This window comes from Enterobacter sp. SECR19-1250 (assembly GCF_013391025.1).
GTDB classification, from domain to species: domain Bacteria; phylum Pseudomonadota; class Gammaproteobacteria; order Enterobacterales; family Enterobacteriaceae; genus Enterobacter; species Enterobacter cloacae.
Window position 1 is genome coordinate 1 of sequence record NZ_JACASJ010000114.1, and the last position, 14,874, is coordinate 14,874.

Genomic DNA, 14,874 nt, shown 5'->3' on the forward strand with positions numbered 1-14,874 from the left:
GAAAGCCTGTCCTCAGCATAGTACCGGGAAGGAGGGAGTGACCATCTCATTAAATATTCTCGTTTGCGGGATAAAAGTGACCTGACGCAATATTTGCGTTTTGATGCTTATTGATAATGTTGTCACAAAAAGTGAGGGTGACTGCATGGATAAATTACTTGAGCGTTTTTTACAGTACGTTTCGCTGGATACCCAATCTAAACCGGGTGTCCGCCAGGTGCCAAGCACCGAAGGCCAGTGGAAGTTATTAAACCTGCTCAAAGAGCAGCTTGAGGCCATGGGGCTGGTCAATGTCACCCTGAGCGAAAAAGGCACTGTGATGGGAACGCTGCCTGCCAACGTCCCCGGTGATATTCCGGCGATTGGCTTTATCTCCCATGTCGACACCTCTCCGGATTTTAGCGGTAAACATGTTAATCCGCAGATTGTGGAAAACTACCGTGGCGGTGACATTGCGCTGGGAATAGGTGACGAAGTGCTTTCGCCGGTGATGTTCCCGGTGCTGCACCAGCTGCTTGGGCAGACGCTGATCACAACGGATGGCAAAACGCTGCTGGGGGCAGATGACAAAGCGGGTATCGCGGAAATCATGACGGCACTGGCGGTGCTGAAAGGAAAAAATATTCCGCACGGTGATATCCGTGTGGCCTTTACGCCGGACGAAGAGGTGGGCAAAGGGGCGAAACATTTTGATGTCGAGGCCTTTAACGCGCAGTGGGCCTATACCGTGGACGGCGGTGGCGTGGGCGAACTGGAATTTGAAAACTTCAATGCCGCGTCCGTGACCATCAAAATTGTGGGTAATAATGTGCATCCTGGCTCCGCCAAAGGTGTGATGGTGAATGCGCTGTCGCTGGCGTCCCGTATTCATGCGGAAGTCCCGGCGAATGAGAGCCCGGAGCAGACCGAAGGTTATGAAGGTTTTTATCACCTGACCAGCATCAAAGGCACGGTGGACAGCGCGCAGATGCACTACATCGTGCGTGACTTCGACCGTAAAGCGTTCGAAGCGCGCAAGCGTAAGATGATGGAAATCGCGAAGAAGGTGGGTAAGGGGCTACACCCGGACTGCTATATTGAGCTGATTATTGAAGACAGCTACTACAATATGCGCGAGAAGGTTATGGAGCATCCGCATATCCTGGATATCGCCCAGCAGGCCATGCGCGACTGCGATATTGAACCGGTGCTGAAGCCGATTCGCGGCGGCACCGACGGTTCGCAACTGTCCTTCATGGGATTGCCGTGCCCGAATCTCTTTACCGGGGGATACAACTACCACGGTAAGCATGAGTTTGTGACGCTGGAAGGAATGGAAAAAGCGGTGAAGGTGATTGTGCGGATTGCGGAGTTAACCGCGAAGCGTTAGCCACATTAAGCCGGGTGGCGGCTTCGCCTTACCGGGCCTAAATTCGGATCGTAGGCCCGGTAAGCGCAGCGCCACCGGACATAAAGGCAAGGAGTGCCCATGTCAAACTACCGTCGCCATTACGTCCCCGGCGGCACCTGGTTTTTTACCGTTAACCTGCAAAACCGACAGAGCGATTTACTTACCCGCCATATTGATAGCCTCCGCCAGGCCACCTCCTCGGTGAAACGATCAAAGCCCTTTACGATTAATGGCTGGGTGATCCTTCCTGAACATATGCACTGTATCTGGACCTTGCCGGAAGGTGACAGCGATTTTTCCGGGCGCTGGCGTGACATCAAAAAAACGTTCTCACGAAACATTGAAATGCGCCACATCTGGCAGGCGCGTTTCTGGGAACATACCATCCGCAACGACAATGATTACCGCCGACATATGGATTACATCTACCTCAACCCGGTGAAACATGGGTACGTTGGTAAGGTTGTCGACTGGCCGTTTTCAACGTTTCATCGGGATGTACGGGAAGGGTTGTATCCGGCGGATCGGGCCGCGGAGATTGTGGATTTTGCGGCGGGGGAGTGGAAGTAAAAACGCCGGGTAAGCGTAGCCGCCACCCGGCAATACATTACAACTCAGTCCTCAAAGAACCAATACCCGCTGTTGACCAGCGCGGCAAGCATGGCGAGGAAAGAGGGATCTTCCAGGGCGTCGCCAAAGGTATCGGCAGTCAGTACCAGATGGCTGGCGATGGCTTCCAGCGCCGGGCGATGCGGAGAATCCAGCTTCTCGCCGTTGACGAAGACATCTTCACCGATGCGCAGCACGCGTAACCCACCCAGGCGAACCAGCTTGTCACCCTGCTGCAGCGCATCATAAATCTCGTCGGCCTGGTACGGCGGCTCCGGAGGCGCCACATCCAGCTCGTGACGTGACTGGCTGATAAACTCACCAAACCACTGTCTGAAATGTTCCGGCTCGTTGATCAGATCCAGCATCATGCCGCGCAGCTTATCCAGTTCTGCTGGCAGAATGTCTGCCGGATGCTCGCGGGAAGGCACATCCGGATCGCTGTAGCGATGGCTGCCCAGCTCGCGTTGCAGAACGTAATCGGCAAAACCGCTGATCATCTCACGACCACTTGGCGCGCGGAATCCGACAGAATAATTGAGGGAGTTTTCCAGCGAGTAGCCTTCATGCGGGAATCCCGGCGGAATATAAAGAATATCTCCCGGCTCCAGCTCTTCGTCGATGATCCCGTCAAACGGATCCACCTGAAGCAGGTCAGGATGCGGGCAGTGCTGTTTCATCGGCACTTTTTCACCCACGCGCCAGCGACGGCGGCCGGTCCCCTGAATGATAAACACATCGTACTGATCCAGATGTGGGCCAACGCCGCCCCCTGGCACGGAGAAGGAGATCATCAGATCGTCCATTCGCCAGTCGGGCAGGGCGCGGAATGGGCGCATTAAGGCTGCCGTCGGCTCGTGCCAGTGGTTGACCGCCTGCACCAGTAATGACCAGTTATTTTCACCGAGGTGATCGTAGCTTTCGAAAGGACCATGGCTGACCTGCCATTTTCCATCCTGGTGGCTCACCAGGCGGCTGTCGACTTCGTTTTCCATGGCCAGGCCAGCCAGTTCGTCAGGCGAGATAGGGTCGACAAAATTGCTGAACCCGCGCTTAAGAACTACCGGGCGTTTCTGCCAGTAGCGTTCAATAAACTCGGGCCAGTTCAGTGCTAAGTGATAATCCATATTTTTTTATTCCGCAGGCTCTTACTGAGTCGGATTATAACGGAAGCGCAGAAGCCTGGGTGCGAGATCCGCGCATTTTTCACATAACGGGCTAACTATCGTTCGATGTGGGCTGCTGACGGCCAAAAATCACTTCCATTCTGGCACCGCCAAGTAAACTTTCACCGGTTTCGATTTTGCCGTCGTACTGGTCGACGATCTCGCGTGCGACGGACAACCCCACCCCCTGGCCGGGACGCAATGTATCCGCACGCTGACCGCGATCAAATACCACGTCACGTTTGTTTCGCGGGATCCCCGGGCCATCGTCCTCAACAATGATGTGCAGCTCGTTGTCCGTCTGACGGGCGGAAACCTCCACGAACTCCAGACAATATTTACAGGCGTTATCGAGCAGGTTACCCATCACCTCCATGAAATCATTCATTTCGCCGACGAAACTGATTTCAGGAGAGATATCGAGACTGATGTTCACCCCTTTACGCTGATACACCTTATTCAGCGCAGAGGTCAGGTTATCCAGCAGTGGTGCCACGGGGTGCAGCTCCCGGCTCAGCAGGGCGCTGCCGGAACGCATGCTGGCGCGATGAAGATAGTAGCCAATTTGCTGCGAAATACGACTGATCTGCTCAAGCATCACCGGCTCGGCATCATCAACGCTCATTCTGGAGCTGCGCATGGATCGCAGGGTGCTTTGCATGACGGCCAGCGGGGTCTTCAGGCTGTGAGTTAGGTCAGTCAACGTTGTGCGGTATTTATCGTAGCGCTCGCGTTCACTTTTCAGCAGGCGGTTAAGGTTACGCACCAGACTTGTTAGCTCACGCGTTGTCTCAGGATTAAGCTTCTCGCGATGATGCTCCTCCAGCTCGCGAACCTCTTTCGCCAGCGATTCAATCGGGCGCAAACTCCACCAGGCAGCAATCCACAGCAGCGGTATGACCAGCAGCAGATTGGCAGCCAGCACGTAGACGAACCAGCCCCAGACCCGATAAGAGCGTTTAAGCTCGACGGGGATGGTATCCACCACTACGATGGTCAGCTGCGGCATGTCAGGCGTGGCGGGATAGAGGTTGATGGCGACGGAGTGGGTCATTTCTGTTTCGGCGTCATCGGCGCGGATCTCATTCAGCTTTTTTTGCAGAGAGCGATCTTCGCGCAGCAGGCTGCTGGTGGTATTCAGATCGGCTTCAATTTCATGGAATCCGTTGGTTTTCAGCCATTCCGGGCGGATGCTTTTCACCAGCCAGGGAACATCACGCTGTGCCCACAGCAGTTTCCCTTTTTCATTGTAAATCAGCGCCAGCGTGGGACTCTGCTGGTTAAGATTCTCCGGCATCTCGACGCTGATCTGGTTGTTTTCCCACTTTGCGAGGGTATAAAACAGGTTGCTCTCACCGCGCAGCAGACGAAAGGTCGTTTTATCAAAACTGACGCTGTAACCAACCAGCGCCACCATGCCGTAAGAAAGCGACAGCACCAGCACAACGGCGGCTGTGGCCAGCAAAAAGCGAACCCGCAGTGAAAGGGGCATAATGTGCCGCATTAGTCGTTTCATTTAGCGTAATTCGAACAGGTAGCCCTGACCGCGCACGGTTGTGATCACATCATGCGGATACTGCGCCTGAATCTTCTTACGCAAACGGCCCATCAGCACATCAATGGTGTGACTCTCACGCAGTTCGGCATCCGGGTAAAGCTGGAGCATTAAGGAGTCTTTGCTCACCACTTTACCGTTGTTACGGATCAGCGTTTCCATGATGGTGTATTCGAAGGCCGTCAGTTTGATGACTTCATTGTTGATTGAGAATTCCCGCCGGGAGAGATCCACCTGGAAAGGTGGAAGGGAAATCACCTGGGAGGCGAGCCCGCTGTTGCGGCGTAACAATGCCTGCATGCGTGCCGCCACTTCTTCAATATGAAACGGTTTGGTGACGTAATCATCGGCACCGGCACTGAGCACTTCCACTTTGTCCTGCCAGCCTTCACGCGCGGTCAGCACCAGGACAGGAAGGGAGACATCGTGGCTGCGCCAGCGGCGAATCAATGACAGTCCGTCTTCGTCAGGTAACCCGAGATCAACGATGGCGATATCCGGCAGGTGTTCATTGAGATAATAATCGGCTTCTTTTGCATCTTCCGCATCATCCACCTGATGTCCCATCTCCTGAAGCTGAACCTTCAGGTGATGACGTAGCAATGCGTTATCCTCAACAACCAGTACGCGCATCATCTTTCTCCCAGAATTAATAGTATAAATAGTTTAACGCTGATTATGTTGTTGTGGGGATAAACATTGAGTAAACCGGGGAAAAAGCAGCCCCCTTTTCGGGCGAAAAGAGGGCGGGGGAGATTACTTCAGCTCGTCGACCATGGTGATGGCGCGGCCAATGTAATTCGCTGGTGTCATCTCTTTCAGGCGGTTTTTTTCCGCTTCCGGCAATGCGAGGCTATCGATAAACTGTTTCATACCTTCCGCATCGACACGTTTACCACGGGTCAGCTCTTTCAGTTTTTCATACGGTTTTTCGATGCCGTAACGACGCATCACGGTCTGGATCGGCTCGGCCAGCACTTCCCAGTTGTGGTCCAGCTCGTCCAGCAGACGATCGCGGTTCACTTCCAGCTTGCTCACCCCTTTCAGGGTGGACTGATAGGCGATCAGCGCATAGCCAATCCCCACGCCCAGGTTACGCAGCACGGTGGAGTCGGTCAGGTCGCGCTGCCAGCGGGAAACCGGCAGTTTGCTCGCCATATGCTGCAACACGGCGTTGGCCAGACCCAGGTTGCCTTCGGAGTTTTCGAAGTCAATCGGGTTCACTTTGTGCGGCATGGTTGAAGAGCCGATTTCACCGGCGATGGTCTTCTGCTTGAAGTGGTTCAGCGCGATATAACCCCACACGTCGCGGTCGAAGTCGATCAGAATGGTGTTGAAGCGGGCGATACAGTCGAACAGCTCGGCGATATAGTCGTGCGGCTCAATCTGAGTGGTGTACGGGTTCCACTGAATTCCCAGGGAGGTCACGAACTCTTCACTGAACTGATGCCAGTCCACTTCCGGGTAAGCGGCGATATGGGCGTTGTAGTTACCTACCGCACCATTGATTTTACCGAGGATCTCAATCTGTTCCAGTTGACGATACTGACGCTCCATACGGTATGCCACGTTAGCCATCTCTTTACCCATCGTCGATGGCGTAGCGGGCTGACCATGGGTACGGGAGAGCAGGGGAATGTCGCGGTATTCCACAGACAACGCTTTCACCGCGTCAATGATTTTACGCCAGTAAGGCAGAACCACCTCTTTGCGCGCGGTAGAGAGCATCAATGCGTGAGACAGGTTATTGATGTCTTCAGAAGTACAGGCGAAGTGAATGAATTCAGACACCGCGTGCAGCGCCGGAACGCTTGCCACTTTCTCTTTCAGGAAGTACTCAACCGCTTTTACGTCGTGGTTGGTGGTACGTTCAATGGTCTTGATGCGAGCAGCATCTTCTTCATTGAAGTCAGCAACGATTTTATCAAGGTAATCGTTTGCCTGGGCGTCAAAAGCAGGAACTTCCTTGATTGCTGCCTGGGCGGCCAGCTTTTGCAGCCAGCGTACTTCAACCTGAACACGGAACTTCAGCAGGCCATATTCGCTGAAGATCCCGCGCAGCGCGCTGACTTTATCGCCGTAGCGTCCATCGACAGGGGATACGGCGGTCAGTGAGGATAATTCCATAATTCGCAACTCCGGGAGGTTAACAATGAGCAAGAATTTGTTTTGCCTGAGTCGTCAGGCGATTACGAGAAAACATTAACTGCAGGCGGCCACCGCCAACCTGATGCCACAGCACGGCGGCACGGATACCGGCCAGCAGCGAGGCGCGTACTTTTGCCTGAACCTGCGGGCTTTGCAGTACGGCAGGTGAACCGGTGACCTGGATACGCGGGCCCAGCGGACTGATGACATCAACATAAATACCGGCCATGGCGCTCAACAGCGTTTCAGACTGCAGATCAAAATGGTCGAGCTGACGCTGCAATCCGGCAATGCGGTCACCCAGCGTATTCAGCGCGCCTTTCGCTGCGCTGAGTTTACGTTCCAGCACCATCAGGCTTAATGTATAACGGGTAAGCTCTGCGTTTAATCCCTGACGGCTGCTGGCATTAAGCACGCCAAGCAAGGTTTCAAGACCGAGACGAAGATTGGTTTCGCTGCCACCGAAGACACCCAGGGTTGAACCGGGGTTGAGATCGATAACGCTGTTGAGCGAAACGTGCAGCGCGTCAGCGTCACAATGACCCTGATGCGCCAGCTGTTGCACCAGACGGGCTGACTGGCAAATTCCTGCCAGTGCCAGGGTGATGTCATAATAGTTCTTCGCCACACGTTCTCCTTTATGTGTGCAATCGGGTTAAACGGCCGGCAGCGGCAGGCGCTGTTCTATGATTCCACCACCCAGGCAGATATCACCGCTGTAGAAGACGGCGGACTGGCCCGGCGTGACGGCTGCAACTGGCTCGTCAAAACGCACGTCAATGCGATCGTCATCCAGCGCGGTAATGGTGCAGGGGATATCCGTCTGACGGTAGCGTGTTTTTACCGTGCAGCGCAGGGTACCTTTGAGCGGTTCACGGTCGACCCAGTGCAACTGTTGCGCGATCAGGCCAACGGACATCAGACGCGGATGGTCGTGCCCCTGAGCGACGATCAGAATATTGTTTTCGACATCTTTGTCGACCACGTACCACGGATCTTCGCTACCGTCTTTGGTACCGCCGATACCCAGGCCTTTACGCTGGCCGAGGGTGTGGTACATCAACCCCTGATGCTGGCCAATTTCGTCGCCATCGACGGTGACAATTTTGCCCGGCTGCGCAGGCAGGTAGCGACCAAGGAAATCGCGGAATTTGCGCTCGCCAATAAAGCAGATACCGGTGGAGTCTTTTTTCTTCGCGGTGATCAGATCCAGCTCTTCAGCAATTTTACGGACTTCTGGCTTTTCCAGCTCGCCAACCGGGAACAGGCTTTGTGCAATCTGTTCATGGCTTAACGTATAAAGGAAATAGCTCTGATCTTTATTACCGTCCAGACCGCGAAGCAGCTGGCTTTTGCCGTTCACATCGGCGCGACGCACGTAGTGACCGGTCGCAATATAGTCTGCGCCCAGATCTTCCGCCGCGAATTCGAGGAAGGCTTTAAATTTGATCTCTTTGTTGCACAGAATATCCGGGTTTGGGGTACGGCCCGCTTTGTACTCTTCCAGGAAAAGCTCAAACACGTTATCCCAGTATTCTGCGGCAAAGTTAACGGTGTGCAGTTCAATGCCGAGCTTGTCGCACACGGCCTGCGCATCGGCGAGATCCGCAGCGGCAGTGCAATATTCCTCGCCATCATCTTCCTCCCAGTTCTTCATGAACAGGCCCTCCACCTTATAGCCCTGTTTTTGCAACAGGTAGGCGGAAACGGAGGAATCGACACCGCCGGACATGCCGACGATCACTTTTTTCTGGCTGTTATCTGACATGGAATACTCACGACATTGAACTTCAAGGCGGCGTATTCTATCACGCCCCCCCACCATTGACACCCTCTGTAAACGGCCAGTTAAATTCTGCGATGACCTCCAGCGGCAAGCGTGCGCCTGACTGCCAGCAGCGAATGCTTTCGGCAACCAGCGGCGAGCGCAGGTTTGGCGCGTTCAGGATCTCGTCGGCGCTGACCCACAGGCAGCGATCGATATCGTCGTCGTGCGGCGCAGTGGCGCACGTTTCGCTAAGCTCGACGGCAAATAAAAAACGCAGGAAGGGCGTTTTATCAGGCGCAATCCACTGATGCATACGAATGAAGTGCTGAGGCTCCGCGCGGATGCCCGTCTCTTCCCAGAGTTCACGTTTTGCGGCCTGTAATAAGGTTTCATTGGCTTCCAGATGCCCGGCTGGCTGATTCCACAGCGCTTTGCCGTTAATGCTCTCTTCTACAACCAGGAATTTCCCCTGCGCGTGAACCACACAGGCGACCGTGACATGAGGTTTAAACATATTGACTCCTTAAGGGGCAACGTCCCGCCATTCACCGTTAGCCAGGGAATCCAGCGTGTAACTGCCCATGGCATAGCGAATCAGGCGCAGGGTAGGGAAGCCCACGTGGGCGGTCATGCGCCGAACCTGACGGTTACGGCCTTCATAAAGGGTGATTTTGAGCCAGCTGGTGGGAATAGATTTGCGCTCGCGAATGGGCGGGTTGCGCGGCCACAGCCACTCCGGTTCATTCACACGTTCAATACCTGCGGGCAGGGTGGGGCCATCGTTTAACGTCACGCCGTTGCGGAGTGCGGCGAGCGCCTCTTCATCCGGCTCACCTTCCACCTGCACAAAGTAAATTTTGCCGGTGCGTTTTCCGGGCTGCGTGAGTTTTGCCTGTAGGGCTCCGTCGTTGGTTAAGACCAGCAGACCTTCGCTATCGCGGTCCAGACGACCCGCGGCATAAACGCCCTGAACAGGAATGTAATCCTTTAACGTGCTGCGCCCGGCTTCGTCGGTAAACTGCGGCAACACATCGTAGGGTTTATTGAACAAAATAACCCGCTTTGGCTGGCTTTCTTGCGGTCTTCTGGCGGCTTGTCGTGAGCTGAATCGCTCAACCAGGTGTTTTGTAAAAGAAGTTTTCTTCATGGTATTTTCAGGCGTTATCAATTGCCGCATTATAGCCTAATAACGAAGACCTTTCATGGCGCAGGACAATCAGGTACTATCGAAGGGCTCATTACAATTTATTAACATAAGATCAGTAACAACCAGAAGCGCTCGAAGGAGAGGTTAATGGAAAGCAAAGTAGTTGTTCCGGCGGAAGGTAAAAAGATCACCCTGCAAAACGGCAAGATTAACGTTCCTCACAATCCGATCATTCCATTCATCGAAGGTGATGGTATCGGTGTAGACGTTACCCCGGCAATGCTGAAAGTGGTTGATGCCGCTGTTGAGAAAGCCTACAAAGGCGAGCGTAAAATTTCCTGGATGGAAATTTACACCGGTGAAAAATCTACTCAAGTTTATGGCCAGGACGTTTGGCTGCCAGCAGAAACGCTGGACCTGATCCGCGACTACCGCGTTGCTATCAAAGGCCCACTGACGACGCCAGTTGGTGGCGGTATCCGTTCCCTGAACGTGGCACTGCGTCAGGAGCTGGACCTGTACGTGTGTCTGCGTCCGGTTCGTTACTATCAGGGCACCCCAAGCCCGGTTAAGCACCCTGAGCTGACCGATATGGTTATCTTCCGCGAAAACTCAGAAGACATCTACGCGGGTATCGAATGGAAAGCTGACTCTGCTGACGCAGAAAAAGTGATTAAATTCCTGCGCGAAGAGATGGGCGTGAAGAAAATTCGCTTCCCTGAGCATTGCGGTATCGGCATCAAGCCGTGCTCCGAAGAAGGGACCAAACGTCTGGTGCGCGCGGCAATTGAATACGCGATCACCAACGACCGTGACTCTGTGACCCTGGTTCACAAAGGCAACATCATGAAGTTCACCGAAGGCGCGTTCAAAGACTGGGGTTACCAGTTGGCGCAAGAAGAGTTCGGCGGTGAGCTGATCGACGGCGGCCCATGGCAGAAGATCAAGAACCCGAACACCGGCAAAGAGATCATCATTAAAGATGTTATCGCCGATGCGTTCCTGCAGCAGATCCTGCTGCGTCCAGCGGAATACGACGTGATCGCCTGTATGAACCTGAACGGTGACTACATCTCCGACGCCCTGGCTGCACAGGTTGGCGGTATCGGTATCGCCCCAGGCGCGAACATCGGTGACGAATGCGCCCTGTTCGAAGCAACACACGGTACTGCACCAAAATACGCAGGCCAGGACAAAGTGAACCCAGGCTCTATCATCCTGTCCGCAGAGATGATGCTGCGTCATATGGAATGGTTCGAAGCCGCAGACCTGATCGTTAAAGGTATGGAAGGCGCGATTAACGCGAAAACCGTAACCTACGACTTCGAACGTCTGATGGAAGGCGCTAAGCTGCTGAAATGTTCAGAGTTTGGTGACGCGATTATCGCGAATATGTAATCTATTAGCTGGGTTATACAACAACGGGAGCCGATTGGTTCCCGTTTTTATTATTATTTTTCGGATGGTTATCAAGAGCTTATCAAAACCCTTTTTTAAGCAGATGTTATTTCCAGTTCTCTCTGTATCTGCCACAACAATTTACGGTAGGGTATATTCTCTACTGTAAATATATCAACTGTATGCGCATTTTACTTCCTGATGTATCAAAAATAAACAATCCCGAATTTCATTTCCTTAAAATACTTTATCCAGAAATGACTGGTTCGTGTCAGTAGCCTTAGTCAATATATAAAAATAAACATTTTGTTGTGCAATTAAAACTTTTGCATGTGTATTTATATGCTGGTAACACAATTTTATCTCTGTATATTTAAGAGAAATTATTGGAGGAACTATGCATAAATTTAATCTAGCAGCTGCTTTTCTTTTTTTTGGCGCTTTTACCATGCCAGTATTTGCCAGTAATTCAATGTCTATAAATTATGCTGCAGGCAAAGAGAGTGGGGCCGAAAAGATGCATGGCATGAATGTGATATTTAAACACGATATGGGTAATTTTGCACTGGTCGCATCAGGTACTTATATACAGAATACCAGCGGTTCCGGGAACTCTTATTTGAAAAACAAATACGCATCAATTATGCCGGGGCTCGCTATTAATATCACACAAGATATAAATTTTTATGGACTTGCTGGTATTTCTTGTGGTTCAAAAATGAAACCTGATCAAAGTCATGAGATTTATGGGGCAGCTTTTGGTACTGGTTTGTTTTACAACTTAACAAACAATATTCAATTAAATACAGGATATGAATTGGGTCTTGTTGATAACAAAGAAATAGATACTTTCATCATTGGGATAGGATATTTGTTCTGACTTTCAAGGTGAATGAAATGATATCAAAAAAAATAATAAGAATATATGTTATTACTGATAACTATTTTTTATATTACGGCATCAGGGAACTCATTTACAATTCTAAAGTATTTGAATCTTACACATATAACGTTGAGCAAACCGCTAAGCTTCCAGCTCTTATTTTTTATCATAAGTATCATACTCAAGATATAATCATTACAGATAATTTCTTACATTGTTACGCAGTTTCAAAATATAGACCGGAAAAAACGTTAATTTTGCCATGTAATTATGATTTGGATAAATATATAGAGTGTTTTAATGATTTAACAAATCAAGATTATCTTCACAATGCACTTTATTTTAAAAAGTTATCATCGAAAGAGACCCTGCTGTTAACTTTATTTTCTGAGGGAGCAACAGATGACAAAATTGCTATTATGCTTAACATAACAAAAAAGACAATCAGCTCTCATAGGCGTAATATTTTGCAAAAATTAAACCTGAAGAATAGGCATGAATTGTATATGTATGCTTTGGCAACAAAAGAAGGGTTGTATGAACACGTATAACATAATATCTATTTTAACGATAATGGTATTGATTCCATTTTCAATTTATTGTTTTTATGCTAATTATCGCATCAATGAAAACAAAAGAATTGCATCAGAAACAACACCATTATGGCGAAAGATATTTCTGCCTCCTAAATGATTAATATTTTAATGGTAAATTTTTGATGTTTAGAAGCTTTCCTCTGTGAATGTTAATATATCCACCATCATTCAAATCTTTTAAAACTTTATTTAAGGAACTACGAGAAATTGAGCTTCTGGATAAAATGAACTTGAATACTGAAATTTGAGATCTTTCATTCTCTGGTAATTCCCATATGGCTTCTAAATTGTTTTTTATAATATCGTAGGCATTTTTTGATGAAAATCTCTGGTCTCTTTTGAAAAAGTTTAAAGTGATTTCACAAGTCATTAAGAAAAAATGTTTCCACAAGTTATTACTATCAGCCAAACAATCCAATTCCACAGTTGAAATTGCTGTGAAAGTTGCATCCGTTGAAGCTCGAAAGTAATGGTAATCATCTTTTTCGAACATAAAGATTATCCCTAGAATATAAGGCGCATATACAGTGAAAATTAAAATATCGTCTGCTTTTCTATAAATGTCTACTCTACCTTCAGTGAGAAAGTATACATGTGGTTTATTATTAAGCATGAAGTTTATTCGTTGTCCATTTGACGCATAAATGCGCATAAACTTGTTAGATCCTTCAACAATCTCTAAGATATGGTTAAACATGGTGTGAAGCCTCAGCTACTATTTTCATTCTTAAAGTTTGATGTTAGGTAATCATATAACCTTTTTAGAAGATGGCAAGTTTAAATTTAAATATGTGTTTGTGTAATTATACATAATTTAATTTTTTATAGGCCAGATCATCAAAAGTAAGTGCTGAGTTTTTAAGATTTTATCAACCTATCATTGTTAATAGTCGATTCGAAGATGGCTTTATGTTATTTGAGCGTGATTTTTAGAGTTAATCATTTATATGGAAATTTATTTCTATATAGGAATGATATACGACTATTTACTTTTTATCGGTATTGCGCAAAACAACTCATTAATTCTATATGGATTGATGCTTGGCACTTAAAAAATCATCTCTTTTTTAAGTTGGGCTGAGTATTAACACGGGGGCTCGATATGTTGTTTCTATTGTTATGCATAGCTTTATTGATACTAATAGTAGCTGTTTTTTATTTTATCCGGTTGAATAAAAAAAGTATGGTTGTAACTCAATTTATAGATTTGCTTTATAAAGATGATGAAGAGAAATGAATATTTAAATGAGGTTGAGTAAGTGTTAAGCAAAACTCAAAAAAATTTCTTGTGGATGATTGCAGAAAAAACAATCGGCGTAGTGGGCCTTTTCTTTATAAATGCTTTGGTGGCTAAATACCTGGGGCCTGTGGTAATTGGGCAAATAGCAATTGCAACTGCGATTTTTCAAATTGTTCAGGTTGTAGGGGTGTTTGGCAGCGATAGTATATTCTATAAAAGGATAAGCACAAACTTGATTGGCGGCATACAATTAATGATGCCTGTATTTGTGTTGAGAAGTATAATATTTATCATTTTTGCAAGTATTTGCATAATGTTTTTAAATATGAGAATGGATTTAACAGGTATGACATTAGTGCTGTCAATCTGTTTGGCGTATTATTTTTATACTATTGATACTTACACAAGTTTTAACGAGTCACTACTGAACTCAAGAATTAATGCTATTGCAAACGTAGTTGGCCTTATTTTCGGCTTAGTAGCCAGGGCATTAATGGTTAGATATAAAGTGCCGATTATCTATTTTGGATTGCCTCTAATAATAATAAGTGCCATTCCTTATTTTCTAAAATTATATGTATTTAGAAAACAATATAAAAGGATGGTAACAATTAAGTATAGTGTACTAAAAAAAAGATTATTCCATCTGAGTTATGCGGGAAGCATTCTTGTTATTCCTTCAATCATTTCATCAATCTATCCAAGGTTGAATGTGCTTATAATCTCTTTTTTATATGGAAATCATGATGTCGGTATTTATTCAGTGTCTCAAAGCATTGCAACGAGTTGGAGTTTCATTTTATTATCGTTGTTGACTTCTTGTCTTCCATCTTTATTTCGAGAGAAAAATAATCAAAAAATAATTAAATTAGGGAAGGTGCGAATAAGCAGGTCATTTCTTCCCAAGCTGACTCGCTGAGACTTTGTTGAATAAATCGAACTTTTGCTGAGTTGAAGGATCAGATCACGCATCT

Annotated in this window: 15 protein-coding genes; 6 read left to right on the forward strand and 9 right to left on the reverse strand. The window is 48.4% G+C overall.

Annotation, left to right across the window (positions count from 1 at the left end; genetic code table 11):
• The first annotated feature begins 145 nt into the window (after window positions 1-145).
• Both pepT and HX884_RS22015 read left to right on the forward strand, forming a co-directional pair.
• Window positions 146-1,369 (forward strand): peptidase T, encoded by a 1,224-nt coding sequence (pepT, locus tag HX884_RS22010; RefSeq protein WP_013097087.1) that lies wholly within the window; start codon window positions 146-148, stop codon window positions 1,367-1,369.
• 99 nt (window positions 1,370-1,468) lie between these two features.
• Window positions 1,469-1,960, forward strand: coding sequence for a transposase (locus HX884_RS22015; RefSeq protein WP_178328794.1), 492 nt, complete (start codon window positions 1,469-1,471; stop codon window positions 1,958-1,960).
• A gap of 44 nt (window positions 1,961-2,004) precedes the next feature.
• Here HX884_RS22015 and HX884_RS22020 read toward each other — a convergent pair whose 3' ends face one another.
• The 8 genes from HX884_RS22020 to rluE all read right to left on the reverse strand — a co-directional run bounded on the left by HX884_RS22020 (window position 2,005) and on the right by rluE (window position 9,813).
• The gene (locus tag HX884_RS22020) at window positions 2,005-3,126 is read right to left on the reverse strand and encodes a cupin domain-containing protein (RefSeq protein ID WP_014831472.1); all 1,122 of its coding nucleotides are present in this window, start codon (window positions 3,124-3,126) and stop codon (window positions 2,005-2,007) included.
• 91 nt (window positions 3,127-3,217) lie between these two features.
• A complete protein-coding gene (gene phoQ, locus HX884_RS22025) occupies window positions 3,218-4,681 on the reverse strand; it encodes a two-component system sensor histidine kinase PhoQ (RefSeq protein ID WP_178328795.1) in 1,464 nt (487 codons plus the stop codon).
• Window positions 4,682-5,353: a two-component system response regulator PhoP gene (gene phoP, locus HX884_RS22030; protein WP_013097083.1), complete on the reverse strand. Its 672-nt coding sequence runs from the start codon at window positions 5,351-5,353 to the stop codon at window positions 4,682-4,684. It abuts the gene before it with no gap.
• 123 nt (window positions 5,354-5,476) lie between these two features.
• Window positions 5,477-6,847 (reverse strand): adenylosuccinate lyase, encoded by a 1,371-nt coding sequence (gene purB, locus HX884_RS22035; RefSeq protein ID WP_057072773.1) that lies wholly within the window; start codon window positions 6,845-6,847, stop codon window positions 5,477-5,479.
• A 19-nt stretch (window positions 6,848-6,866) separates the two neighbouring features.
• Window positions 6,867-7,496: a high frequency lysogenization protein HflD gene (gene hflD / locus HX884_RS22040; RefSeq protein ID WP_013097081.1), complete on the reverse strand. Its 630-nt coding sequence runs from the start codon at window positions 7,494-7,496 to the stop codon at window positions 6,867-6,869.
• Window positions 7,497-7,523: 27 nt separating this feature from the next.
• Complete coding sequence (gene mnmA / locus HX884_RS22045; RefSeq protein ID WP_178328796.1) at window positions 7,524-8,636, reverse strand: tRNA 2-thiouridine(34) synthase MnmA; 1,113 nt, start codon at window positions 8,634-8,636, stop codon at window positions 7,524-7,526.
• Between the two features lie 40 nt (window positions 8,637-8,676).
• Complete coding sequence (locus HX884_RS22050) at window positions 8,677-9,150, reverse strand: NUDIX hydrolase (RefSeq protein WP_178328797.1); 474 nt, start codon at window positions 9,148-9,150, stop codon at window positions 8,677-8,679.
• Between the two features lie 9 nt (window positions 9,151-9,159).
• Complete coding sequence (gene rluE, locus HX884_RS22055) at window positions 9,160-9,813, reverse strand: 23S rRNA pseudouridine(2457) synthase RluE (RefSeq protein WP_178328798.1); 654 nt, start codon at window positions 9,811-9,813, stop codon at window positions 9,160-9,162.
• 117 nt (window positions 9,814-9,930) lie between these two features.
• Here rluE and icd point away from each other — a divergent pair, with 117 nt between their 5' ends.
• From icd to HX884_RS22070, 3 genes are all read left to right on the forward strand, one after another.
• Complete coding sequence (gene icd / locus HX884_RS22060) at window positions 9,931-11,181, forward strand: NADP-dependent isocitrate dehydrogenase (protein ID WP_013097077.1); 1,251 nt, start codon at window positions 9,931-9,933, stop codon at window positions 11,179-11,181.
• A gap of 397 nt (window positions 11,182-11,578) precedes the next feature.
• A complete protein-coding gene (locus tag HX884_RS22065; RefSeq protein ID WP_045295795.1) occupies window positions 11,579-12,061 on the forward strand; it encodes a hypothetical protein in 483 nt (160 codons plus the stop codon).
• Between the two features lie 17 nt (window positions 12,062-12,078).
• Window positions 12,079-12,615 carry a LuxR C-terminal-related transcriptional regulator gene (locus HX884_RS22070; RefSeq protein WP_178328799.1) on the forward strand — a complete coding sequence of 179 codons (537 nt, stop codon included), beginning with the start codon at window positions 12,079-12,081 and terminating at the stop codon, window positions 12,613-12,615.
• Between the two features lie 142 nt (window positions 12,616-12,757).
• Here HX884_RS22070 and HX884_RS22075 read toward each other — a convergent pair whose 3' ends face one another.
• Complete coding sequence (locus tag HX884_RS22075; RefSeq protein WP_029881980.1) at window positions 12,758-13,357, reverse strand: helix-turn-helix domain-containing protein; 600 nt, start codon at window positions 13,355-13,357, stop codon at window positions 12,758-12,760.
• Window positions 13,358-13,919: 562 nt separating this feature from the next.
• Here HX884_RS22075 and HX884_RS22080 point away from each other — a divergent pair.
• Window positions 13,920-14,819 (forward strand): oligosaccharide flippase family protein, encoded by a 900-nt coding sequence (locus tag HX884_RS22080; protein WP_309138898.1) that lies wholly within the window; start codon window positions 13,920-13,922, stop codon window positions 14,817-14,819.
• Window positions 14,820-14,874 lie beyond the last annotated feature (55 nt).